The 23,614-nt window shown below is 67.5% G+C and carries 24 protein-coding genes and 1 tRNA gene; 17 read left to right on the forward strand and 8 right to left on the reverse strand.

All coding sequences use genetic code 11. The features are described from left to right. Positions 1-31 precede the first annotated feature (31 nt). The 5 genes from C566_RS0107050 to C566_RS0107070 all read left to right on the forward strand — a co-directional run bounded on the left by C566_RS0107050 (position 32) and on the right by C566_RS0107070 (position 4,708). A complete protein-coding gene (locus C566_RS0107050) occupies positions 32-781 on the forward strand; it encodes a flavodoxin family protein (protein ID WP_018773632.1) in 750 nt (249 codons plus the stop codon). Positions 782-841: 60 nt separating this feature from the next. Continuing rightward, positions 842-1,924, forward strand: a complete 1,083-nt coding sequence (ygfZ, locus tag C566_RS0107055; protein WP_018773633.1) for a CAF17-like 4Fe-4S cluster assembly/insertion protein YgfZ — start codon at positions 842-844, stop codon at positions 1,922-1,924. Further along, positions 1,921-2,316: an ankyrin repeat domain-containing protein gene (locus C566_RS0107060; RefSeq protein WP_018773634.1), complete on the forward strand. Its 396-nt coding sequence runs from the start codon at positions 1,921-1,923 to the stop codon at positions 2,314-2,316. The genes ygfZ and C566_RS0107060 overlap by 4 nt, the downstream gene beginning before the upstream one ends. Before the next feature lie 140 nt (positions 2,317-2,456). Then, the gene (locus C566_RS0107065; protein ID WP_018773635.1) at positions 2,457-3,020 is read left to right on the forward strand and encodes a PadR family transcriptional regulator; all 564 of its coding nucleotides are present in this window, start codon (positions 2,457-2,459) and stop codon (positions 3,018-3,020) included. Between the two features lie 83 nt (positions 3,021-3,103). After that, positions 3,104-4,708 carry a DHA2 family efflux MFS transporter permease subunit gene (locus C566_RS0107070; protein ID WP_018773636.1) on the forward strand — a complete coding sequence of 535 codons (1,605 nt, stop codon included), beginning with the start codon at positions 3,104-3,106 and terminating at the stop codon, positions 4,706-4,708. A gap of 16 nt (positions 4,709-4,724) precedes the next feature. Here the strand turns inward: C566_RS0107070 and C566_RS0107075 are convergent, their stop codons facing one another. From C566_RS0107075 to C566_RS0107095, 5 genes are all read right to left on the reverse strand, one after another. After that, positions 4,725-5,435 carry a GNAT family N-acetyltransferase gene (locus tag C566_RS0107075; protein WP_018773637.1) on the reverse strand — a complete coding sequence of 237 codons (711 nt, stop codon included), beginning with the start codon at positions 5,433-5,435 and terminating at the stop codon, positions 4,725-4,727. A 103-nt stretch (positions 5,436-5,538) separates the two neighbouring features. Then, positions 5,539-6,564 (reverse strand): 6-phosphofructokinase, encoded by a 1,026-nt coding sequence (locus tag C566_RS0107080; RefSeq protein ID WP_018773638.1) that lies wholly within the window; start codon positions 6,562-6,564, stop codon positions 5,539-5,541. A 214-nt stretch (positions 6,565-6,778) separates the two neighbouring features. Next, positions 6,779-7,033 carry a PspC domain-containing protein gene (locus tag C566_RS0107085; RefSeq protein ID WP_018773639.1) on the reverse strand — a complete coding sequence of 85 codons (255 nt, stop codon included), beginning with the start codon at positions 7,031-7,033 and terminating at the stop codon, positions 6,779-6,781. A 3-nt stretch (positions 7,034-7,036) separates the two neighbouring features. Continuing rightward, complete coding sequence (locus C566_RS0107090; protein ID WP_018773640.1) at positions 7,037-7,300, reverse strand: hypothetical protein; 264 nt, start codon at positions 7,298-7,300, stop codon at positions 7,037-7,039. Position 7,301: 1 nt separating this feature from the next. Beyond that, positions 7,302-8,906 (reverse strand): PspC domain-containing protein, encoded by a 1,605-nt coding sequence (locus tag C566_RS0107095; protein ID WP_018773641.1) that lies wholly within the window; start codon positions 8,904-8,906, stop codon positions 7,302-7,304. Between the two features lie 125 nt (positions 8,907-9,031). On the opposite strand from C566_RS0107095, the gene C566_RS0107100 reads away from it, so the two are divergent. Together C566_RS0107100 and C566_RS0107105 are read left to right on the forward strand one after the other, a co-directional pair. Next, positions 9,032-10,402, forward strand: a complete 1,371-nt coding sequence (locus C566_RS0107100) for an ATP-binding protein (protein WP_018773642.1) — start codon at positions 9,032-9,034, stop codon at positions 10,400-10,402. A gap of 65 nt (positions 10,403-10,467) precedes the next feature. Beyond that, positions 10,468-11,100 (forward strand): LuxR C-terminal-related transcriptional regulator, encoded by a 633-nt coding sequence (locus C566_RS0107105; RefSeq protein ID WP_018773643.1) that lies wholly within the window; start codon positions 10,468-10,470, stop codon positions 11,098-11,100. 85 nt (positions 11,101-11,185) lie between these two features. Here the strand turns inward: C566_RS0107105 and C566_RS0107110 are convergent, their stop codons facing one another. Then, positions 11,186-12,403, reverse strand: coding sequence for a pyridoxal phosphate-dependent aminotransferase (locus tag C566_RS0107110; RefSeq protein ID WP_018773644.1), 1,218 nt, complete (start codon positions 12,401-12,403; stop codon positions 11,186-11,188). 277 nt (positions 12,404-12,680) lie between these two features. On the opposite strand from C566_RS0107110, the gene C566_RS0107115 reads away from it, so the two are divergent. The 10 genes from C566_RS0107115 (at position 12,681) to C566_RS0107160 (ending at position 21,654) form a co-directional block, all read left to right on the forward strand. Then, positions 12,681-12,753: transfer RNA gene (locus tag C566_RS0107115), tRNA-Trp, on the forward strand. Between the two features lie 79 nt (positions 12,754-12,832). Next, positions 12,833-13,117 (forward strand): preprotein translocase subunit SecE, encoded by a 285-nt coding sequence (gene secE / locus C566_RS0107120; protein ID WP_026266472.1) that lies wholly within the window; start codon positions 12,833-12,835, stop codon positions 13,115-13,117. 113 nt (positions 13,118-13,230) lie between these two features. Then, positions 13,231-14,070 (forward strand): transcription termination/antitermination protein NusG, encoded by an 840-nt coding sequence (gene nusG / locus C566_RS0107125; RefSeq protein ID WP_018773646.1) that lies wholly within the window; start codon positions 13,231-13,233, stop codon positions 14,068-14,070. A 147-nt stretch (positions 14,071-14,217) separates the two neighbouring features. Further along, complete coding sequence (rplK, locus tag C566_RS0107130; protein WP_018773647.1) at positions 14,218-14,649, forward strand: 50S ribosomal protein L11; 432 nt, start codon at positions 14,218-14,220, stop codon at positions 14,647-14,649. Positions 14,650-14,833: 184 nt separating this feature from the next. Further along, complete coding sequence (rplA, locus tag C566_RS0107135) at positions 14,834-15,541, forward strand: 50S ribosomal protein L1 (RefSeq protein ID WP_018773648.1); 708 nt, start codon at positions 14,834-14,836, stop codon at positions 15,539-15,541. A 175-nt stretch (positions 15,542-15,716) separates the two neighbouring features. Next, positions 15,717-16,886 (forward strand): GNAT family N-acetyltransferase, encoded by a 1,170-nt coding sequence (locus tag C566_RS21025; RefSeq protein ID WP_018773649.1) that lies wholly within the window; start codon positions 15,717-15,719, stop codon positions 16,884-16,886. Between the two features lie 167 nt (positions 16,887-17,053). After that, entirely contained in the window at positions 17,054-18,163 is a 1,110-nt protein-coding gene (locus C566_RS0107145; RefSeq protein WP_018773650.1) for a GNAT family N-acetyltransferase, read from the forward strand. A 367-nt stretch (positions 18,164-18,530) separates the two neighbouring features. Beyond that, the gene (gene rplJ, locus C566_RS0107150; RefSeq protein WP_018773651.1) at positions 18,531-19,124 is read left to right on the forward strand and encodes a 50S ribosomal protein L10; all 594 of its coding nucleotides are present in this window, start codon (positions 18,531-18,533) and stop codon (positions 19,122-19,124) included. 76 nt (positions 19,125-19,200) lie between these two features. Beyond that, complete coding sequence (gene rplL, locus C566_RS0107155) at positions 19,201-19,575, forward strand: 50S ribosomal protein L7/L12 (protein WP_018773652.1); 375 nt, start codon at positions 19,201-19,203, stop codon at positions 19,573-19,575. Between the two features lie 240 nt (positions 19,576-19,815). Beyond that, the gene (locus C566_RS0107160) at positions 19,816-21,654 is read left to right on the forward strand and encodes a bifunctional metallophosphatase/5'-nucleotidase (RefSeq protein ID WP_018773653.1); all 1,839 of its coding nucleotides are present in this window, start codon (positions 19,816-19,818) and stop codon (positions 21,652-21,654) included. 95 nt (positions 21,655-21,749) lie between these two features. Here C566_RS0107160 and C566_RS0107165 read toward each other — a convergent pair whose 3' ends face one another. Both C566_RS0107165 and C566_RS0107170 read right to left on the reverse strand, forming a co-directional pair. Beyond that, positions 21,750-22,235, reverse strand: a complete 486-nt coding sequence (locus tag C566_RS0107165) for an aminoacyl-tRNA deacylase (protein WP_018773654.1) — start codon at positions 22,233-22,235, stop codon at positions 21,750-21,752. A gap of 94 nt (positions 22,236-22,329) precedes the next feature. After that, entirely contained in the window at positions 22,330-23,529 is a 1,200-nt protein-coding gene (locus C566_RS0107170) for an acetyl-CoA C-acetyltransferase (RefSeq protein WP_018773655.1), read from the reverse strand. Positions 23,530-23,614 lie beyond the last annotated feature (85 nt).

Raw genomic sequence — 23,614 nt, forward strand, 5'->3', positions numbered from 1 at the left:
CCGTTGTCAGCATCGACCCAGGAGAAATGCCGTGAACGACGCAGTCACCACAACAGCCGCCAGCACAGCCCCCAGTAACGCCAGCTACGCCGACCTCAAAGCCGTGTTCTTCAACGGCACGCTCAAGAGGTCCCCGGACGTGTCCAACACCCAGGGCCTGATCGAGGTCAGCCGCCGGATCATGGAGAAGCAGGGCGTCACCACCCGCGTGATCCGCACGGTGGACCACGACATCGCCAGCGGCGTCTACCCGGACATGCGCGAACACGGCTGGGCCACTGATGAATGGCCGGAACTCTACCCGGCCGTCCAGGAAGCGGACATCGTCGTCGTCGCCGGGCCCATCTGGCTGGGGGACAACTCCTCGCAGACCAAGAAGCTCATCGAGCGCCTCTACGCCCACTCCGGGCAGCTGAACGCGAAGGGCCAGTGGGCCTACTATCCGAAGGTGGGCGGCTGCCTCATCACCGGCAATGAGGACGGCATCAAGCATTGCGCCATGAACGTCCTGTACAGCCTCCAGCACATCGGCTTCACCATCCCGCCGCAGGCCGACGCCGGCTGGATCGGCCCCGTCGGGCCAGGACCGAGCTACCTTGACGAGGGGTCCGGGGGGCCGGAGAGCGATTTCACCAACCGCAACACCACCTTCATGACCTGGAACATGCTGCACCTGGCGCGGATGCTCAAGGACGCGGGCGGCATTCCCGCCTACGGAAACCTGCCCGACGCCTGGAAAGCCGGCACCCGCTTCGACTTCGAAAATCCGGAATACCGCTAGGGCCGGCCTGCCCCGCAGTGGGGCCGGAATACGCACAGAGCTAAGGACGTTCCTTTCAATATGACTATCAAAAGCCCCCTGTTGTCGCGCCCGGCCGCGGTTGAGGCCGGCGGCGCCGACTCCGGCGTCGCCGCCCACTACGGCGAGCCGCTCCGGGAGCAGCGGGCGCTGGCCGCCGGCACCGCCGTCGTCGATCTCTCACACCGCGGCGTGGTGACGGTCAGCGGCCCGGACCGCCTGAGCTGGCTCAACACCCTGTCCTCCCAGCAGCTCACCTCCCTGGCCCCGGGCCAGTCCACCGAACTGCTGTTGCTGAGCGTGCAGGGCCGGATCGAATTCGACGCCCGGGTGGTGGACGACGGCGCGACCACCTGGCTGATTGTCGAGGCGGCCGAGGCGGCCCCGCTCGCCGAATGGCTGAACGAGATGAAGTTCATGCTCCGGGTCGAGATCGCGGACGTCTCCGCGGACTGGGCCGTACTCGGCTCCACCCACCGCATCCCGGAATGGGCTGCGCTGCAGGTCTGGGAAGACCCGTGGCCGCACGTCGGTGCCGGCGGCTACTCCTACGCGGTGGTGGGCGAGGGCGCCCATCCAGGACTGGAACGGCCGTGGTTTGAGTACCTGGTCCCCGCGGACGAGCTGGTCGCGACCGTGGGCGACCGTGCCCTCGCCGGCACCATGGCGTCCGAGGCGCTGCGGATTGCGGCGTGGCGGCCCCGGTGGGGCGCGGAAACGGACGACAAGACCATCCCGCATGAGCTCGATCTCCTGCGCACTGCCGTGCACCTGGCCAAGGGCTGCTACAAGGGCCAGGAGACGATCGCGCGCGTCCACAACCTGGGCCACCCGCCGCGCCGTCTCGTGTTCCTCCAGCTCGACGGTTCCCAGCACACCCTGCCCGCGGCCGGCAGCGAGGTGCGTGCGGGCGAGCGCAAGGTGGGCGCCGTGACCTCCGTGGCGCAGCACTACGAGATGGGCCCCGTGGCCCTGGCCGTGATCAAACGCTCCGTCGCCCCGGACGAGGTCCTGACCGTCGTGGACGGGGACGAGCCCTACTCCGCGGCCCAGGAAGTCATTGTGGCTCCCGACGCCGGCCAGGTGGTGGGACGCCAGACCGGCTTCCTGCGGGGCACCCGATGAGCGGCGGAGGCGCCGCGCCCGACGACGAGACACTCGCGCTGGCCCACGCGCTCTTCGACGCTGCCCGCGAGGGCAACTCCGCGCTGCTGGGCAGCTACCTGGCCGCCGGCGCCCCGGCCACGCTGACCACTTCCTCCGGCGACTCGCTGGTGATGCTGGCGGCCTACCACGGCCACGCCGGCACTGTCCGGCTGATCCTGGACCACGGCGGCGACGCCAACACGCCGAACGACCGCGGCCAGACCCCGCTGGCCGGTGCTGTCTTCAAGGGCTACACAGACGTGGCCCGGGAACTGCTGGAGGCCGGGGCCGACCCTGACGCCGGTACCCCCACCGCGCGGGCCGCCGCGCAGATGTTCGCCCGGACGGACATCCTGGCCCTCCTCGGCTGACCAAACCCTGGCCGGAACCGTTGCCCGGCCCGCCCGGGGCCGGAAGGATTGCCGCCAAATACTCCACGTGGAATAATCTTCAGTGGAGTAACCGCCGTTTAGTCCGAAGAGGACACTCTTAGACCGAAAAGGACTGCACCATGGCCCGGGCAACCGCCTTGACACCCCTGGGTGTCGCCGCACTTTCCCTGCTCGTGGAAGAACCGATGCATCCCTACGAGATGTACCAGCTCCTGATCGCACGGCACGAGGACCGGCTGGTCAAGGTCCGGCCGGGAACGCTCTATCACGCCGTCGGGCGGCTCGAAGAACAGGGGCTGGTCGCAGCGACGGGAACGGACCGGGGAGGCAACCGTCCGGAGCGCACCACGTACACCATCTCGGCTGCCGGCCGCGAAGCGTTCACGAAGTGGCTGCAGGACATGCTCGCCGCCCCGGTCAACGAATACCCGGCCTTCCCGCTGGCCATCTCCGAGGCCTACAACCTCCCCGCCGGCGTCGTCGTCGAACTCCTCGACCGGCGCCTTCAGGCGTTGCAGGAGCAACTCGATTTCCTGGTCTCCGGCGAGGAACTGCTCGCGAAGAAGGGCGTGGAGCGCAAGTACTGGATCGACGTCCAGTTCCAGCAGAGCACGCTGCGCGCCGAAATCGCCTGGATCCGCAGCCTTCAGGACCAGCTCCGCTCCGGCGAACTGCCGTGGTGACCCCCGCGCAGGACCACGGCCGGGACCCGGCCGCCCTCACACACAGCCCATCCACCGTTTCACACCAGCCCCTAAGGAACCGCATGGAAAACGTAGCCCGGCCATGGCCGGCACTCTGGTCCCTGGTGATCGGCTTCTTCATGATCCTGATCGACACCACCATCGTCTCGGTGGCCAACCCCAGCATCATGGAGGGCCTCAACACTGACATCAACTCGGTGATCTGGGTGACCAGCGCCTACCTGCTCGCCTATGCCGTGCCGCTGCTCATCACAGGTCGCCTGGGGGACCGTTTCGGACCAAAGAAGCTCTACCTCTCCGGGCTCGTCGTCTTCACCATGGCATCGCTGTGGTGCGGCCTCTCCGGCAGCGTCGAGATCCTCATCGCGGCCCGTGTGGTCCAGGGCCTCGGCGCCGCCATGATGACGCCGCAGACCATGGCCGTCATTACCCGGATCTTCCCCCCGGACCGCCGCGGCGCGGCCATGGGCATCTGGGGTGCCACGGCGGGCGTCGCCACGCTGGTTGGCCCGATCCTCGGCGGCGTGCTGGTGGACGGCCTCGGCTGGGAATGGATCTTCTTCATCAACGTTCCCGTCGGGATTGTCGGCTTCATCCTCGCCCAGCGTTTCGTCCCTTCGCTGACCACCCACCCGCACAAGTTCGATATTCCCGGTGTGCTGCTCAGCGCCCTCGGCCTGTTCCTCCTGGTCTTCGGCATCCAGGAGGGCGAAACGTACGACTGGGGCACCATCGCCGGCCCCATCACCGTCTGGGGCCTGATCATCAGCGGCATCGCCGTGCTGGTGGTCTTTGTCCTGTGGCAGCGGTTCAACACGGGTGAACCGCTGCTGCCCCTGTCCCTTTTCAAGGACCGGAACTTCTCGCTCGCAAACATTGCGATCACCACGGTGGGCTTCACCGTCACCGCGTTCAGCCTGCCGCTGATCTTCTACTACCAGATCGTCCGCGGCCTGACCCCCACACAGTCGGCACTCATGATGGTGCCGATGGCGCTGATCTCGGGCGGCCTCGCCCCCGTCGTCGGCCGGATCATCGACAAAGTCAATCCGAAATTCATCACCGCGACCGGCCTGGTCCTGATGTCCGTGGCGCTGTTCTGGAACGCGCTGCTCATGCACCCCGATACCCCCATCTGGCTGTTCCTGCTGCCGAGTGCGGTGCTGGGCTTCGCCAACGCGGGCATTTGGGCGCCGTTGAGCTCCACCGTCACCCGGAACCTGCCGCCGCGGCAGGCCGGAGCCGGCTCGGGCGTCTACAACACCACCCGCCAGATTGGCGCCGTGCTCGGCAGCGCCGCCATCGCCGTCCTCATCCAGGCGCGGCTGGCGGCCGAACTTCCGGCCCGGCCCGCCGGAGAGGCCAGCCCGATGGGCTTCGGCGGTGCCCTGCCCGCGGAGCTCCAGGAGGGGTTCTCGACGGCGATGGGCCAATCCATCCTGCTGCCGGCGGCGGTCATCCTGCTCGGCGCAGCCGTGGCGCTCTTCTTCGCCAAGCCCAAGCCGGTCCAAGGTTGGGGCGAACCCGGCTCTGCCGCGGCTGCGGGAACGGGCACAGCAGACACGGGCACGGCAGACGCGGACAAGGCCGCCGCGGGCACAGCAGACGCGGACAAGGCCGCCTCGGGCACGGCAGACGCGGACAAGGCCGCCGCGGAACGCGGCTAGCCTGGCGGCATCCGGATCAGCCCAGCAGCACGCTGGTCTGGATGCCGCCCGCGGAGAATCCCAGGCTCCGGGCCAGCGCCAGCGACCCCTTGTTGCTGACTTCTGAACGCCACTGCAGCGTCAGGCCGGCGGCGAGGGCCTCGTGGGCGGCTATCGAGGCGGCCAGCTTGCCCAGGCCATGGCGCCGCCATTCGGGCGCAACCAGCACGCCCATGTGGGCCAGGAGCCCTTCCCATTCGGCATACGCCCCGCAGGCCACCGGTGTCCGGCGCCCGTCTTCCAGATGCAGGACGGTGAAGCGGTGTTCAAGGTCGGCGAGGCCCACCTCGTTGACGTCGTCGGGCGGGCAGAACGTCTCCAGTTCGATCGCTTCCGGGTTCCCGTGCGAGACCGTCAGTTCCCCGGAGGGCTGCTGGAGGGGGAGGTCGTCGGCGAAGAAGAGTGCGGCGGCGCCGAGCCCGTGGCCCCCGTGCCCGCGGGTGATGGTCAGCAGCGTCACGTGCTGGGCCAGTTCCTCGTCGGAGAGACCGTCGGCGGCGTCCAGCGCCCATTGCGGGCCCACCAGGGCGGAGTTGCCGAACAGGCGGACGAACTGCAGGGACCGGGCTGCGTCGTCCGCCCGGGTGAGCCGCACGCCGGCGGCGGCCGCGAAGGCGCCGTCGTCGAACCCCAAGCGGCGCGCCCATGCGAGCTGGACAATTTCGGCGGAACCGGGCTCAAGAGTCATGAATCAACCCTACCCACCGCGGCCGGGCTTCCGGCCGCACGGGCCGGCCGTCCGCACTCCTGCCTGCGGGCAGGGCCTGATCCGGCCCCCGCCGGCGGCCAGCCTAGCCAAAGAGGACGGCGGCCTCGTCGTAACGGCTCTGCGGAACGGACTTGAGGTTGCCGAGAGCGGCGTCGAAACCGACGTGCACAATATCCGTGCCGTGCAGCGAGACCATGGTGCCCCAGCGCTTCTCCACCACCGAGTCGATGGCGGCCATGCCCAGGCGGGTGGCCAGGACGCGGTCGAACGCCGTCGGGACGCCACCGCGCTGGATGTGGCCAAGGACCGTCGCGCGGGTCTCGATGCCGGTGCGTGCCTCGAGCTCGGGCGCCAGCATTTCGGCGATGCCGCCGAGGCGCGGGCGGCCAAAGGTGTCGAGGCCTCGCTCCGAGTGCGGGGATTCCTGGCCCTCGGGCACGAACCCCTCGGCGACGACGAGCAGCGGGGCACGGCCACGGTCGTGGGCGGAGACGACCCACTCGGCGATCTGTTCCATGGAGGCCTTCTGCTCCGGGATCAGGATGGCGTGGGCGCCCGAGGCCATGCCGGCGTGCAGGGCGATCCAGCCCACATGCCGTCCCATGACTTCGGCAATCATGCAGCGGTGGTGGGACTCTCCGGTGGTGCGCAACCGGTCGATTGCCTCGGTGGCGATTTCCACGGCCGTGTCGAAGCCGAAGGTGTAGTCCGTGGCGTCGAGATCGTTGTCCACCGTCTTGGGCACGCCCACGATCTTGAGACCGGCGTCCGTGAGCCGCTTCGCGGCGGCCAGGGTGCCCTCACCGCCGATGGCGATGATGGCATCGATCCCGAGCCGGTCCATGTTGGCTTTGATGACCTCGGGGCCGCCGCCGTTCTCAAACGGGTTGGTGCGGGACGTGCCGAGGATGGTGCCGCCCTGCTTGGCGATGCCGCGGACCATGGTGCGGGGAATCTCCACGATGTCGCCCTCGACGACGCCACGCCAGCCATCCTTGAATCCTACGAACTGCTGGCCGTGGACTGCGATTCCTTTGAGGACGGCGCCACGGATGACGGCGTTCAGGCCGGGGCAGTCTCCGCCGCTGGTGAGGATTCCAATTTTCATGTCTTGGCTCAAATCCTGGTTTGAAGGGGTACAGGCAGAGCGCCACGCTGAGCTCACCCTAGAGTCTAGTGGCGGGTGTGGGGCAGGACACAAACGGTTACAAAAGGTGCCCCCGCCGTGGAGGCGGGGGCACCTTTTCGTGGTGCGGCGCAACTGCCGGGCGCCGGTAGCCGCCGGGCCGGGACGGCCACTGACGGTCGGCCCGTGACGGATGTCAGGGCCGGGAGGAACGCTTCGAGAGGAAGCTTTCGAGGACGATTGCGTTGCGCTGGTCCGGGAGGAGGAGCCAGGCCGCGACGTAGAACACGAACGCCGGCCCGGGGAGCAGGCTCAGGAGCAGGTAGGCGATCCGGACATAGGCCACATCAACGTTCAATTTGGCGGCAATCCCGCCGCAGACGCCGCCAACCCAGCGCTGCGGACCACGTTTCAGGCCGAGGCCCCGGATGGTGTCGAAGAATTTATCCATGGGTCAAGACTTCCCTGTAGTCGACTTATTGTCACGCCTGCGAGCCGAGACCAGGCCGCCCACGACCAGGGCGGCCCCGGCCCCGATCATCAGGCCGATCAGCACATAGGTGCCGTTCAGGGCCACGAGGCCGAGCCCGGAAATGATGATCAGCGCGGCCAGTGCCACCACTATCAGTCCCCAGACCACTGTGCCCACCCGGGCGGGGGACGCGGCTTCCGGGTCCTGCCCGACGTCGGCCGGCCGCGAGTCGTCATAGATGCTCATGTCAGTTGCCTTCCTTGATGGTCACGTTGCTGACGGTGCCGGAGATCTCCAGGACCAGCCGGGCGCCCGGCTTCGAGGCGTTGTAGTCGCTTTGCTGCTTCGTGATGCCGCCGCGGTCTTGGTTGCCGTCGTGGAGGTTGCCCATGGTCATGTCCGCCTGGACGTGCACTGGGACAGTGGTGGGGATGACGACGGTGAGGTTGCTGGCCGTCGCGTCGATCGGAACTACGACGTCGGAGTCCAGGGGCGGATTCAGCGCCAACTTGGTCAGGTCGGCGGTTCCGGCGCCTCCGGTGATCTCGAAGCCGCCTTGGGCCTGTTCAATGCTCGCGGGCGTCCAATCGGCGTTCTGGAAGCGGAACCTGTCCCCGTGCGGGACCACGCTGAAGATCGCGCCGATCAGCAGGGCCACGACCGCGAAGAAGCCCAGGATCCCGGAGGTCCGTCCCCGCAGCCCCGCGACGAGGATCCCGAGACCCAGGATGGCCGCGCCGAAGGCCCAGACCAGCGCATTGCCGGCATCGCCAAGATCGATCACGTTGGCGGCGTCGAGGGCCTTGATGCCGCCGCCCACCAGGAGGGCGGAGCCGACGGTGATGGCCACCGCCGGAGTGCCCGGGCCTAGGTTGCGCGCGGCCGGAGGGGGCGGTGTGGCGCCGGACCCCGGGCCATAGCCGCCCGGGGGAACGGGGCCGGGCGGGATGGGGCCGGACGCTAGGGGTCCCGACGGCGGAGGCGGACCCCAGTCCGGGCCGGCGCCGGTGGCTCGAGAGCTGTCAGCGGGGTGGCCATATGCCTGGCCGCCGCCGTGCGGGAAGCTGCCTGCGGATTGCGGCCCGGCGTTGGTGCGGGGGTTGACCGCAAAAGCCCCGCCGCCGGCCGGGCTGCCGGAGTCGTAACGCGATGACATGGGAGTGGCTCCGTTCCGGATCTTGTTGCGTTGGGTCAGGTAGTAGACGAGGTAGATGGCGCCGCCCACCCAGAAGACGGTCCAGACGAAGGCGCCGAAGCCGTAGCGGTCCCAGCCCCAGACCCCGGTGCCCAGGCTGGGGAAACCGATGACCGAGGTGATGAGGGCGCCGGTCATGCCGGCCGTCCACCGGCCTGCGGCGGCCTCCTGGACGTGAATGCGGCCGTCAGGCTCAGGCAGCAACGCCCAGGCCAGGCCGTAGGCGAGCACGCCAACTCCGGCGAAGACGGTCAGGACAATCAGGACACCGCGGATAATCAGCGGGTCGACGCCGAGCCGGTGGGCTATGCCACTGGCTACGCCGCCGATCCAGCGGTCGCGTCCGCGGTAGATGCCCTGGCTGCGGATCCAGTCGAAGAAATTCTGGGTTTGCCGGCCGGGCAACGGTCCATTCGGGTCCCCGGGCGGGTAAAGCGGCGGCGGCTCCGGCGGCGCGCCGCCCGGCCCGGCGAAGGCCGGGGTGGGCTGGCCCGTGACTGGAAGTTCTGGGTCCGGAAGTTCCGTGGCGGGACGTTCCGGGTTTGGAAGTTCCGGGTTTGGAAGTTCCGGTTCTGGAAGTTCCGGGTGGGATCGATCCGTGGCCGGCCGGTCTGCGGAGGCCGTGCCTTCATCGGGGTGCGGAGTGTGCGGGTTCATACTTCGATCCTTCCCGTTCCCGGCGCCGGGCTCTACTGGGGAACACCCTGAACGGTCCCTGAGTGGCCCCCGGGTTGGGCCCTCAAACGCGTCCGGGGAACCCTGATCCATGCTTGGATTGATGCATGACAACCGCGCCCGCCCGCCCGCCGCTGGTCCGCAGCAGCGATCGCGTGATTGCCGGCGTGTGCGCGGGCCTCGCCAACCACCTGGGCTGGCCGGTGCGGATGGTCAGGATCGGCATGGTGGTGGCTGCGCTCGCTGGCGGGGCCGGTGTGGCCTTCTACGCCTGGCTCTGGATCATGGTCCCCACGGCGGATGAAAGCGCCCGGCGCAACGCCCGCCGCCCGGCGTCGCCCATCGCTCCGGCAGTGAGCCTCCCGGAGACCCCCGACGTCGCAAAGAGGCCCGACGCGCCCGACGCGCCGGGAGCACCTGATCCCCGTGGCACGCCCGCAACGGAGCCGACGGGGCCCGGGCGGACCAAATTCTCCGGCATGCCGTTCGGCAAGGAGATCCTGCTGGGCGCAGGCCTGCTGCTGGCCGCCGGGATCCTGATCGCACGCCTCCTGGGTGTTGACGTGCCGCTGGGCACCCTGATCCCGGTCGCGGCCATCCTGGGCGGAGCCGCGATCGCCTGGATGCAACTGGACGAGACCCGCCGGGCAGGGCTCGTGGACAAGACCAAGGCGGACCAGGCCGGCGGCTGGGCCCGCCTCGCGGCCGGGCTCGCCCTCGTCGTGGCCGGAGTGCTGGTTATGGTTTCCGGCTCGGGGTCCTGGGAGCAGACCTGGCTCGCCCTCCTGGCCTCGGTGGCCGTGCTGGGCGGCGTGGCCCTGGTGCTGCTGCCATGGGGGCTGAAGTTCTGGCGCGACCTGGAAACCGAGCGCGCGGGGCGGGTCCGCGCCACCGAGCGTGCCGAGATCGCCGCCCACCTCCATGACTCCGTGCTGCAGACCCTCGCCCTGATCCAGCGCCGTGCCGGCAACGAGCACGATGTCATCAGGCTGGCCCGCGCGCAGGAGCGCGAACTGCGGGGCTGGCTGTACCGGGACGCCGACAGGGAATCCGGCCAGCTGTCCGACAGCATCAAGGCCGCCGCCGCAGAGGTTGAAGACGCCCTGGGACACGCGGTTGAGGTGGTCAGTGTGGGGGACTGCGTCATGTCCCAACGCCACGAGGCCCTCGTCCAGGCATCCCGCGAGGCCATGCTGAACGCCGCCCGGCACGGCGGCGGCGCCGTGTCCGTGTACCTGGAAGTCACCGACGCCGCCGCGGAAGTTTTCGTCAAGGACCGGGGCCCGGGCTTCGACCCTGATTCCGTTCCCCCGGACCGGCTCGGCGTCCGGGAATCGATCATCGGCCGGATGAACCGCCACGGCGGCACCGCCGCCATCATCAGCAGCCCGGACGGTACCGAGGTGCGGCTCCGGCTGCCCGTCACCGCCGCCGCATCTGCCGCTGCCAACAACGCCAACGGAGAGGCCAAACCGTGACCAGCCCCGCATCAGGAAACCCTGCGCCAGGAAGCCCTACACCGGGAAAGCCTGCACCGGTCCGGGTGGTGATCGTGGACGACCACGCAATCTTCCGCTCCGGGTTGAAAGCGGACCTGGACCCGGACATCGTCGTCGCGGGGGAGGCCGGAACCGTGGAGGAGGCAATCGCCGTCATCGCAGTCCAGCGCCCCGACGTCGTGCTGCTTGACGTCCACCTTCCCGGCGGCCGGGGTGGCGGCGGACGCGAGGTCCTGGCCGGCTCGGCGCCGCTGCTGGGCGCCACGCGGTTCCTGGCCCTGAGCGTCTCCGACGCGGCGGAAGATGTGGTGTCCGTGATCCGGGCCGGCGCACGCGGCTATGTCACCAAGACAATTTCCGGCGCGGAGATCAGCGGCGCCGTCCGCCGCGTGGCCGGCGGCGACGCCGTCTTCTCACCCCGGCTCGCGGGCTTCGTCCTGGACGCGTTCGGCACGGCCCCCGCGGACATCGCCGACGACGAGCTGGACAAGCTCTCGGCACGGGAGCTCGAAGTGATGCGCCTTATCGCCCGCGGCTACAGCTACAAGGAGGTGGCCAAGGAACTGTTCATCTCGATCAAGACCGTTGAAACCCACGTCTCGGCCGTGCTCCGCAAGCTGCAACTCTCCAGCCGCCACGAGCTGACCCGCTGGGCCGCCGAGCGCCGCCTGCTTTAACCCAAGGATGCGCTATCACGTAGGGTCCTTATGCCGCGGCGATAAGAACCCTACGTGATAGCGCATCGGGGGGGTCTGGGGTGGGCTACTTGGCCTTGCCGAGGAAGTCCTGCAGGCGGCCGACGCCCGTGGCCAGGTCGTCGTCGCCGAGCGCGTAGGACAGGCGCAGGTAGCCGGACGGGCCGAACGCCTCGCCGGGAACCACGGCCACTTCGACCTCGTCCAGGATCAGCGCCGCGAGTTCGGCAGAGGTGGCCGGCCGCACCGGTCCGTTCGCGGACGGGAACTCCTTGCCGAGCAGCGCGCGGACGTCCGCGTACACGTAGAAGGCGCCCTTCGGCGTCGGGCAGTCAACGCCGTCAATTGCGTTCAGGCCCGCGACGATCGCCTTGCGGCGGCGGTCAAATGCCACCTTCATCTCGTCGACGGCGGTCAGCGGGCCGGATACTGCCGCGAGGGCTGCCATCTGCGGAATGTTGGAGACGTTGGACGTGGCGTGCGACTGCAGGTTGGTGGCGGCCTTGATGACGTCGGCCGGCCCGATCATCCAGCCCACGCGCCAGCCGGTCATGGCGTAGGTCTTGGCAACGCCGTTGAGGATGACCACCTTGTCGCCCAGCTCCGGGACGGCCGTGGCGATCGAGGTGAACGGCACACCGTCGTAGGTCAGGTGCTCGTAGATCTCGTCAGTGACAACCCAGAGGCCCTTGGACGCTGCCCACTGGCCGATCTCCCTGACCTGCTCCGGCGAGTACACGGCGCCGGTGGGGTTGGACGGGGAAACGAAGAGCAGGATCTTGGTGCGCTCGGTCAGGGCCGCTTCCAACTGGTCCACGGTGACCAGATAGCCCTGCTCCGGGCCCGCGAAGACCTCCACCGGCACGCCGCCGGCCAGCCGGATGGCCTCCGGGTAGGTGGTCCAAAACGGGGTGGGAACAATGACCTCGTCGCCCGGATCCAGCAGGGTGGCGAAGGTGTTGTAGACGGCCTGCTTGCCGCCGTTGGTCACCAGCACCTGGGACGCCGCCGCCTGGTACCCGGAATCACGGAAGGTCTTGTCCGCGATGGCCTGCTTCAGCTCGGGAAGCCCGCCGGCGGGGGAGTAGCGGTGGTACTTCGGCTGGCTGGCGGCCTCGATAGCGGCCTGCACAATATAGCCGGGGGTCGGGAAATCGGGTTCCCCGGCACCGAAGCCGATGACCGGCCGGCCGGCTGCCTTCAGCGCCTTCGCCTTGGCATCGACGGCCAGAGTGGCGGATTCGGCTATGGCGGAAATGCGCTGGGAAATGCGGGCAGCAGACATGGGCGGGTCCGTTCTTCGCTAGCAGCTGGAAGGCTGGATATGGGATTCGACGAAATCTACTCTATGCTGTTCAGCGGATCCCCCGGGGTGCCTGAACCCGAATGTGACTGGCGGCTGTCAGTTGGTTTTCGCAGGCACGCAGGGGTCCGGAAGAGGGCCGGTTCGACGTAGGCGCAGTTGTTGCGTAGACTGGTTCTCCGGTGTTGAAAACACGATGATGGCCTGCGCCTCAGGGAAGCCTGTGGGACGCGTCGGCCGGAGCGAATTTTCTCCCCGAAGGGTAGTGGCGCAATTGGTAGCGCAGCGGTCTCCAAAACCGCAGGTTGCAGGTTCGAGTCCTGTCTGCCCTGCGCATGCTGTTCCGGATCATCCGGAACCAGCGCAGCAACCATGGTTCAGTTCAGAGCCGGGTATCCGATCATTGCGAGGATGAGTGAGGACCAGGTGACCGAAACAGCTGCCAGCAGCTCCAAAGGCCGCCCCGCCAAGAATGCCGCCAAGCCCGGCTTCTTCGCTCGTATCGCGATCTTCATCCGCCAGGTCATTGGCGAACTGAAGAAGGTCGTCGCACCGACCCGTAAAGAACTGATCAACTACACACTCGTGGTACTGGTGTTCGTGACCATCATGATGGTGATCGTCACCTTGCTGGACCTGGCCTTTGGGACCGCGGTCAGCTGGGTCTTCGGCGGCAGCGCCCCCACGGACAGCTAAGGCGACCGGTCCGCAGACTGCGTGGATTCCCCGGGAAACCGGAGATTCCGCGGGGTGTGCGGAATTGAGTCATTTAAATAGGCATGTTAGGCAATGAGGAAGCAGGAGACCAAGTGTCTGAGCAGGAGCTCGAGGTAACTGAGACTGAGCTGGATAAGAGCCAGGACGCCGCGGTGGAAGCCGCGGGAGAATCCGAGGCTGTGTCTGCTGCGCCCGAATCCGACGTCACTGACGAGGCCGTAGCCACGGAAGCGGCAGACGACGCAGAAGCAGGCGACGCTGACGACACCGACGCTGATGAGACTGACGCTGACGACGCCGACGTGCTGGCAGCGGCGGCCGCCAAGGCCGACGTCGACCCCGCCGACGAGTTCAAGGCCAAGCTGCGCCGCCAGGAGGGTGACTGGTACGTCATCCACTCCTACGCAGGCTACGAGAACCGCGTCAAGGCCAACCTTGAGACCCGCATCCAGACCCTGGACATGGAAGATTACATCTTCGAAATCCAGGTTCCGATGGAGGAAGTCGTTGAGATCAAGAACGCTCAGCGCAAGGTCATCAACCGCGTCCGCATCCCCGGCTACGTCCTGGTCCGCATGGACCTGACGGACGCTTCCTGGGGCGCCGTCCGCCACACCCCCGGTGTCACCGGCTTCGTGGGCAACGCCCACAACCCGGTCCCGCTGCGCCTCGACGAGGTCTTCTCCATGCTCGCGCCGGTCTTCGAAGAAGAGCAGGCCGAGAAGGGCAAGCCGGTCAAGCACGCCGCCGCCCAGGTCGACGTCGACTTCGAGGTTGGCGAGTCGGTCATCGTCAAGGAAGGCCCGTTCGAGACCCTCCCCGCCACGATCTCCGAGATCAAGATCGATTCCCAGACCCTCGTGGTGCTGGTGTCCATCTTCGAACGCGAGACTCCGGTCACCCTGGCGTTCAACCAGGTCAGCAAGATCTAGCTGAACCGTAAGATCCAGCTGGACTACAAGAATTCGCCCCGGGCTGCCCGCTTAGCAGCCACGGGGCGGCCGGCCGCCTCGCCATGGCGGCCACCAACCTGAGGCACGCTCCTGTGCCCCAGGACGTATTTGAGAGAAGGACCTACATTGGCTCCCAAGAAGAAGGTCACCGGCCTCATCAAGCTGCAGATCCAGGCAGGTGCCGCTAACCCGGCCCCGCCGATCGGTCCTGCGCTTGGCCAGCACGGTGTCAACATCATGGAATTCTGCAAGGCGTACAACGCTGCGACGGAAGCCCAGCGCGGCAACGTTATCCCCGTGGAGATCACGGTCTACGAAGACCGTTCCTTCACGTTCATCACCAAGACCCCGCCGGCTGCAGAGCTCATCAAGAAGGCTGCAGGCGTCGCCAAGGGTTCGGCTACCCCGCACACCGTCAAGGTTGCCAAGCTGACCCAGGCCCAGGTCAACGAGATCGCCACCACCAAGATGGAAGACCTCAACGCCACCAGCCTCGAAGGCGCAGCGAAGATCATCGCCGGCACCGCCCGCTCCATGGGTATCACCGTCGAGGGTTAATTCCCCACCGCTGATGCGCCGGGATCGGGAAACCGGTCACGACGCCGTCAGCACCGCCGGCCAGCCGGCACCACCTAAACAATGAAAAGCGGAATTCCGGAACGGATACACCAGCCGGAATACCGCCTGTGGCAGGGCCCAGCGCGGTCCGCAGACCACAACTGCACAAGGAGAAATAAGCAGCATGGCAAAGCGCAGCAAAGCATATGAGGCAGCCGCGGCCAAGATCGACGCGGAGAAGTTCTACGCGCCGTTCGAGGCAGTGACGCTCGCCAAGGACACCAACCCGTCCAAGTTCGACGCCACCGTTGAGGTCGCTTTCCGCCTCGGCGTTGACCCGCGTAAGGCCGACCAGATGGTCCGCGGCACCGTCAACCTGCCGCACGGCACCGGTAAGGTCGCCCGCGTCCTCGTCTTCGCAACGGGCGACAAGGCTGAGGCTGCAATCGCAGCCGGCGCCGACTTCGTTGGTTCCGATGACCTGATCGAAAAGATCGCCGGCGGCTGGACCGACTTCGACGCCGCCGTCGCCACCCCTGACCTCATGGGCAAGGTTGGCCGCCTCGGTAAGGTCCTGGGTCCGCGTAACCTGATGCCGAACCCGAAGACGGGCACCGTGACCGCTGACGTCGCCAAGGCCGTCAACGACATCAAGGGCGGCAAGATCGACTTCCGCGTCGACAAGCACTCGAACCTGCACTTCATCATCGGCAAGGTTTCGTTCGACGCCATCAAGCTGGCCGAGAACTACGCAGCCGCACTGGAAGAGGTCCTTCGCCTCAAGCCGTCCGCTTCCAAGGGCCGCTACATCCAGAAGGCCACCGTGGCCACCACGTTCGGCCCGGGCATCTCGGTTGACCCCAACGTCACCAAGGTCCTGACCGAGGTCTAGTCCTCACCGGATCAACGGATCCGTCAGCCACGCTGACGTCGCCGGTTCCAGCAAAAGGCCGTCCCGCAACTGCGGGGCGGCCTTTCGCCGTCCTGCCCCGGGGACCCCGGGAGTCCGGGAATCCCGGGCGTCCGGGACCCTTGGAGCCGCCGGACTTGCCGGTTAGGCTGTCCCGGTGACTACGCCGTCGTACCTCATCGAGGAACTCTCCCTGCCCGCCAGCCTTGCTCCCGCTGACCCCGATGCCGCTGATACGGCGGAGTTCCTCGAATTCAAGGACCTCTGCGATGAACTCATCCTGCAGACCTGGGGCAACCTGGACCGGGCATCGTCCGCGGCGGCCCGCCTGCAGTACTGGCGGGACACTGCGTACTCCCGGCTGCGGCTCTTCTTCGTCCGCGTCGACGGACGCATGGCGGCCAACTCCTGGGTCCGCTGCGAACTGCAGGAGAACCTGGGCAGTGCGCTGCTGCACGTGAGCGTCCTGGATGCTTTCGCGGGGCGGGGGATCGGCAGGGCACTGCTGGAGCACGCCGAGGCACTGGCCGCCGCCGACGGGCGGACAATCCTGCAGACCTTCACCGAGCACCCGGCCGATTTCGACGTCGATGGCCCCAACCTCATTAGGCCCGCCACGGGGACCGGGGCGCTGCCCGCCGGCGCGCCGGGAGTCCGTTTCGCCGGAAAAGCCGGCTACCGCCTGGAACAGGTCGAACGGTTTAGTGCGCTCGACGTCCCGCCCGCTGCGGACCTCGACGCCCTGGAACGGGACGCCCTGGCCCGCGCGGCGGACTACGAGCTGCTGCACTGGACCGATTCCTGCCCGGAGGAGCATGCCGCCCAGCTCGCGGTGCTGATGTCCCGGATGAGCACCGACGCCCCCTCCGGAGCGCTGAGCTACGAGCCGGAAATCTGGGACGTTGCCCGGGTCCGCCACGTCGAGGACACCTGGCGGCGGGCCGGCCAGTCCTCCCTCGTGGTGGCAGCACGGCACCGGTCCACCGGTGAACTGGCCGCCTATACCGTCCTGCAGACAACAGCCGACAAGCCATGGCTGGCCAACCAGGACGACACCCTGGTCGCGGTGGGCCACCGCGGCCACCGGCTTGGCATGCTCATCAAGATCCGCAACCTGCGCCTGCTGCGGGAGGCGTACCCCGCAGTCCGGCGCGTCCTGACCTATAACGCGGCCGAAAACGCTCACATGCTCGGCATCAACGTCGCGCTGGGCTTCAAGCCGGCGGGCTACGACGGCGAGTGGCAGCGGACCGCTGCCGCCGCGGGCGCAGCCGCCGCGGGCGCTGCCGCCGCGGGCGCTGCCGCCGGCAATGCGATCCGGAACTGACCGGACGCCGAACGGGGCAGAAACTGCCGGGCACCGACTGGAGCGGAAACTGCCCGGCGTCACCAATGGAACAGCGGCCCAAACCGGCATATGCTGGCGGTTGAAAGCCCGGCTTGAGCCGGGCCGTACCGATGGTGGGTGGCACAACGGCTGGGAAGATGCCCTCTATGGCAAACGATGTACGGATTGAGCAGCTGTGGATCCCCGATTCCCTTGACGCGCCCGATGCCGCCGACTTTCTCGCCGCCATCGAGGTGGGGCGCAGGGTCCGGATGCAGACCTGGGGCACCGACGACCTCGCCTACGCGCCGCAGGAAAAGCTTCTTGAGATGGCGGACCCCTACGAACGCCAGGTGATCCTCGTCGCCAAGATCGACGGCGTGATTGTCGGGACAGCGGACATCGCCCTGCCGCTCGTGGACAACCTCGATCTCGCCGAATTTACGCTCGACATCCTGCCCGAATTCCGGCGCCAGGGCGTGGGGAGGCAGCTGCTGGAGGCCGCCGAACATTTCGCCCGGGACGAGGGCCGCCACACGATCCTGATCGACACCAACCACCCGGGATCAACCCTGACGGACCCTGAGGCCGAACAGCTCGTGCCCGGCAGCGGTGTCGGGTTCGTCCCGTTGGGCAGCCGTGACGTGGAATTTGCCCGCCACACCGGCTACACCCTGCAGCACATCGAACAGTTCAGCTCCTGCGCGTTGCCGCTGGACACCAAACTCGTCGCCGACCTTGAGGCCGAGGCCGAGGAAGCCAATGCCGGCCGCTACCGTCTGCACCACTGGACGGACCGGTGTCCTGACCAGTGGCTCGAGGCCGTCGCCGCCCTGGAAAACCAGGCAGGCGAGGACGAAGTGCCGGGGCCGGATGCCCAGGAAATGGTGTTCGACGGCGGCATCCTCCGGGAAGCGGAGGAAGTCACCATTGCCCAGGGCCGCCGGACGGTGGTCACCGCCGTCGAGCACATCGCCAGCGGGACGCTCGTGGGCCTGACCACCATCAGTGTCCTGGCCCTGCGCCCGGACGTCGTCTTCCAGGACGACACCGTGGTCCTGCAGGAACACCGCGGCAACAAGCTCGGGCTGCTGATCAAGGTCGCCAACATGGAACGGCTCAGCGAACAGTTTCCGGACGCCCGTGTCCTGTACACGTGGAACGCCCCGGAGAACCGCTACCTCCTGAAGGTCAACCAGCAGCTCGGCTTCACGACGGCGGGCGTGACGGGTCTCTGGCAAAAGGAACTCCCCAACTTCGGACCAGCCGTCAGCTGAGGCTCCGGGCCGAAGTCCACCGCGACCCCACCGCGACCCCTGCCCGACCCCTGCTCGACCCCTGTCCGACCGCCGATTTGGAACACGCGCGCCGCGTCCCGTAAGCTTGGAGGACCAAAGACCGTCGGTTGTTGGAAATCCACTCTCCCAAGCAAGACTCACTTCTGCAGTCGCGCCGGGAGAGCGCAGTGGATTTCCGGACGAAGGACCCTGAACATAGGGCGGCCGGCGCAGGTGAACGAAGCAAAGCTCCGCGGTCATGGACCGCGTCGAGACAAGCCCCGTGCATCTGCGCGGGGCGTTTTTTAGTTTTAGCTCTTTTGAGCGGGGACCCGGACATACCGGCACTATCCCCGGAAGGAGGGTTATGGCAACGCCTAGCAAGGTTTCAGCAGTAGCTGAGATCACTAACGATTTCAAGGAATCGAACGCCGCTGTCCTGACCGAATACCGCGGGCTCACCGTTGCACAGCTCAAGCAGCTGCGTGTCTCTCTCGGCCAGGAAACCAAGTTCTCGGTCGTCAAGAACACCCTGACCGCCATTGCAGCCAAGGAAGCTGGTGTCGAAGCATTCGACGGTCAGCTCGCCGGCCCCACTGCAATCGCGTTCATCAAGGGTGACGCAGTTGCAGCTGCCAAGAGCCTGACGGATTTTGCCAAGGCCAACAAGCAGCTGGTCATCAAGACCGGTTACTTCGAGGGCAAGGCACTGAACGCCAGCGAAGTTGCTGCCCTGGCAGCACTCGAGTCCCGTGAGCTGCAGCTCGCCAAGGTTGCAGGGATCCTCAAGGCTCCTGCCGCCGCCGCTGCACGCATCATCGACGCACTGCGCCTCAAGCTTGAAGAAGAGAACGGTGCCCCGGCAGCAGCCGAAGCACCCGCCGCTGAAGAAGCTCCCGCAGCAGATGCAGCAGCCGAGGCCGAAGCACCGGCCGAAGCCGCAGCCCCCGAAGAGAACTAGTCCTCTTCTCCATAAGACTCCGGTGCGACAGCGAGCCTCAGGCCCGCCGGCACCACTATAGGAAGGACGCCACACCATGGCGAAGCTCACCAACGAAGAGCTCATTGAAGCTTTCAAGGAACTGACCATCATCGAGCTCTCCGAGTTCGTCAAGCTCTTCGAAGAGACCTTCGAAGTTACCGCTGCCGCTGTTGCCGTTGCCGGCCCCGCTGCCGGTGCTGCTGAAGAAGCTGAAGAGAAGACTGACTTCGACGTCATCCTCGAAGCTGCTGGCGACAAGAAGATCGCAGTGATCAAGGAAGTTCGCGCCATCACCTCCCTGGGCCTCAAGGAAGCCAAGGACCTGGTTGACAGCGCACCCAAGGCTGTTCTCGAAGGCGCCACCAAGGAAGCCGCCGAGAAGGCAAAGGCTCAGCTCGAAGAAGCTGGCGCCCGCGTTACCCTCAAGTAACACCCGCCGTCCGGATCAATCGCGGTCCGCACTGCTCGAAGGAAACCCCGTCCACTTAGTGGGCGGGGTTTCCTGCGTTCTGCGGCCGGACAGCGAGGTGGCCGCGCCGGAAACAGCCGCCGGTGAACTGTAACCAAGGATTCGGCAAAGTTTTTCTGATACCCCTGTCGCACTTGACGGCGCGACCCTAGACTTTGGATTTGTGCCCACCGGCGCCCAACGTCCAGGAGTTCACCCACAATGACGGACCCAAACACTTCCCCTTCCCGCCGCGCCATGCTCGCGGCAGCCCTCGTGGGCGGCGGAGCAGCCGCCGCTGCGCTGGCCGGAGCCCCGGCGGCACAGGCCGCCCCCGGCCAGGCAAGCCCAAAGAAGCCGTTCACCCTGACGGTGCTCGGCACCACGGACCTGCACAACAACGTCTTCAACTGGGACTACTTCAAGAACGCGCCCTATGCCGATGCCGCCGGGAACAAGATCGGAATCGCCCAAGCCGCGACGCTGATCAACGCCATGCGGGCCGAACGCGGCGCGGCCAACACGCTGACCATCGACGCCGGGGACACCATCCAGGGCACACCCCTGGCCTACTACTTCGCCAAGATCAACCCCGCCTCGGCAACCGTGAAACACCCCATGGCGCTGGCCATGAACGCGATCGGCTACGACGCCGTGGGGCTGGGCAACCACGAGTTCAATTACGGCATTGGACTCCTGCGCACCTGGGAGCGGCAACTGGACTTCCCTCTGCTGGGCGCCAACGTCCACGACGCCGTGACGGGCGGGCGCGCCTTCACCCCCTACGTCCTGAAGCGGATCAAGACCGGCAGCGGCTGGCTGACGGTCGGCCTGGTCGGCTTTGTGACGCCGGGCTGCGCGCTCTGGGACCGCGACAACGTCCAGGGCAAGCTCGACTTCAACGGCATCGTCGAAGAGGCCCGGACTGTCATCCCGCAAGTCAAGGCGGCCGGGGCCGACGTCGTGATCGTCACGAGCCATTCGGGGGCAACCCCCGGATCCTCCTACGGCGACGCCTTGCCCTTCCCCGAGAACGCATCCACCCAGCTTGCCGAGGAAGTCCCCGGCATCGACGCCATCCTGGTCGGGCACGCCCACCTGGAGATCCCCGAGCGCTTCGTCACTAACAAGGAGACGGGCAGGCAGGTGCTACTGACCGAGCCGCTCAAGTGGGGCATGCGCGTCTCCGTCATGGACCTCGAGCTCGCCAGGGACAAGGGGCGGTGGACCGTCACCGCGGCGCATTCGCACCTATTGGACGCCAAGACCGCCGACGCCGATCCCGCCGTCGTCCGGGCCGTCGAGTCCGGGCACGACGCCACGGTGAGCTACGTCAACGAGGTTATCGGGACCTCGACGGCGCCGCTGAGCACGGCCACCGCCTGCTGGGAGGACTCCGCCGCGATTGACGCCATCAATTACGTCCAGGCCAGCACCATCAAGGCCGAGCTCGCCAACGGTCCGGCGGCGGGGCTGCCCGTCCTGTCCATTGCGGCGGCCTTCTCCCGTGCCGTCGACGTCAAAGCCGGACCGCTGACCATCCGCGATGTCGCGGGGTTGTACATCTTCGACAACACGCTGCTCGCCATCAAGGTCACCGGAGCGCAGGTCAAGGCCTACCTGGAGTGGTCCGCGCAATACTTCAAGCCGGTGTCGGGCACCACGGCCAGGGCCCAGGACGTCACCAACGCCGTGACGGCCGTGGCCCCGAACGGCACGCCCGACTATAACTACGACGTCGTTTACGGACTCGACGCGCCGCTGAACTACGAGATCGACCTTGCCCGGCCGGTGGGGGACCGGATCGCCAACCTCAGCTACGGCGGCCAGGCGTTGCGGCCCGAGCAGGAATTCGCCCTGGCCATCAACAACTACCGGCAGAGCGGCGGCGGCAACTTCCCGGCCGTGAAGAGCGCGCCGGTGCTCTCGAACAGCCAGCAGGAGATCCGGCAGCGCATCATCGACTACGTAGTGGACCGCGGCACCCTGGACGTCGCCGTGTTCAGCCAGGCCAACTGGCGGCTCACCGTCAACGGGGCGCCGCTGACAGTCACCGCCTGACACCCGTTAAAACAGCAACGCGGGGTCACTTCGCGCCCATCCCGACCGTCCGGATGGGCGCGAAGTGACCCCGCGTTGCTTTTAACCCGGGCGGGCTAGTTGGGTTCGGTGATGTCGGCGACGACGGCGCCCAGCGCCGCCGTCAGGGCGTCCGCGTCCACGAACGCGCTGTAGCCATGCTCCCCGGCGCCCATGGAGATCCGCCGGCCCGTGATGGTCTGGTCGGCGTAGACCGGCCAGGGGCGGATGCTGCCGAGCGGTGTGATGGTCCCGCGCTCGTACCCGGTGGCCTCGAAGGCGGTATCCGCCGCCGGCAGCGAGAGCTTGTTGACGCCCAGCAGCGCCCGCAGCTTGGGCCAGGAAATCTGCCGGTCGCCGGGGACCAGGGCGAACAGGAAGCTGCCGTCCTTGTGCTTGACCACGAGCGACTTCACGATATCCGCAGGCCGGATCCCGAGGATGCCGGCCGCCTCCTCAAGGCTGCGGGCGGCGAGGCGCTCGACGACCTCGACGTGCAGCCCGCGTGCCGCGGCGTCGGCAAGGAACCGCTCGCGGCCGCTGGCCGTTTTCTGCTCTGGCATCGCGTCAAACCTTCCTGACTCCTGGTGGCAGTTGCCGGTCCGCCCCGTGTTCCCGGCCCGGGGCCGGGTGTTCCCGGGGCGCCGGTTGCCGGTTTTAGTCGCGGTACAGCAGCAGCGCCTCGCCCTGGCCGCCGCCGCCGCACAGGGACACGGCCGCCTTGCCGGTACCCCGGCGCTTGAGTTCGTGGGCCGCGTGCAGGGCCAGCCGGGCCCCGGAGGCCCCGATCGGGTGGCCCAGGGCGATGGCCCCGCCATGGATGTTGCACTGCTCCAGCGGATAGTTGAGGTCCTTCAGGGACTGCACCGCGACGGAACCGAAAGCCTCGTTGATTTCGATGAAATCGAGGTCCGCGGCGGACCAGCCGGCCTTGTCCAGGGCGTTCTTGATGGCGTTCGACGGCTGGGAATGCAGCGAGTTGTCCGGCCCGGCGACCTGGCCCGGCTTGCCAACCACCGCGAGGTACTCGAGGCCGTTGTCCTCGGCGAACTTCCGGCTGCTCAGCACCAGGGCCGCAGCGCCGTCGGACAGGGGAGAGGAGTTGCCGGCGGTGATGGTTCCGTCCGTGACGAACGCCGCGCGCAGGCCGGCCAGAGATTCAACGGTCGTGTCCGGCCGGATGCCTTCGTCGGAGGTGACGGCGATCGGATCGCCCTTGCGCTGCTTGACGCTCATCGCGGCGATCTCGCCGTCGAAGACTCCGTCTTTCGCGGCCCGGGCGGCACGCTGGTGCGACTGGGCCGCCACCTCGTCCTGGGAGGCCCGGTCGATGCCGAGGGTCAGGTTCTTGCTCTCGGTCGACAGTCCCATGGACTGCCCGTCGAAGGCGTCGGTCAGGCCGTCGTGCGCGGCCACGTCGAGTGCCTGGACCGTGCCGTACGCCCAGCCCTGCCGGGAGCCGGGCAGCACGTGCGGCGCCCGGGTCATGGACTCCTGGCCGCCGGCGACCACCACCGTGGCGTCCCCGCTGCGGATCATCCGAGCGGCGTCGATCACGGCGGTGAGGCCGGAGAGGCAGACCTTGTTGATGGTCACCGTCGGCACGTTCCAGCCGATGCCGGCCCCGATGGCGCTCTGGCGCGCAGGGTTCTGGCCCGCTCCGGCCTGCAGGACCTGGCCGATGATCACGCTGTCCACCTGGTCGGCCTTGACGCCGCTGGCGGCCAGGGCCGCGCGGATGGCGTGGGTGCCGAGCTCGACGGCGGTGAAGCTGGCCAGCTGCCCGTTCAGGCGCCCCTGGGGGGTGCGGGCGGCGGCGAGAATGACAACATCGTTGTTGTCCGCAGGATTGCTCATGGTGTTTTCTTCCGATCTACGTTCGACTTATGTCTACGTTATCGTGAGCCCCGTCACCTATCCATTCGGCAGGGTGGACGCCGTC

Source organism: Arthrobacter sp. 131MFCol6.1 (genome assembly GCF_000374925.1).
In the GTDB taxonomy this organism is placed as follows: domain Bacteria; phylum Actinomycetota; class Actinomycetes; order Actinomycetales; family Micrococcaceae; genus Arthrobacter.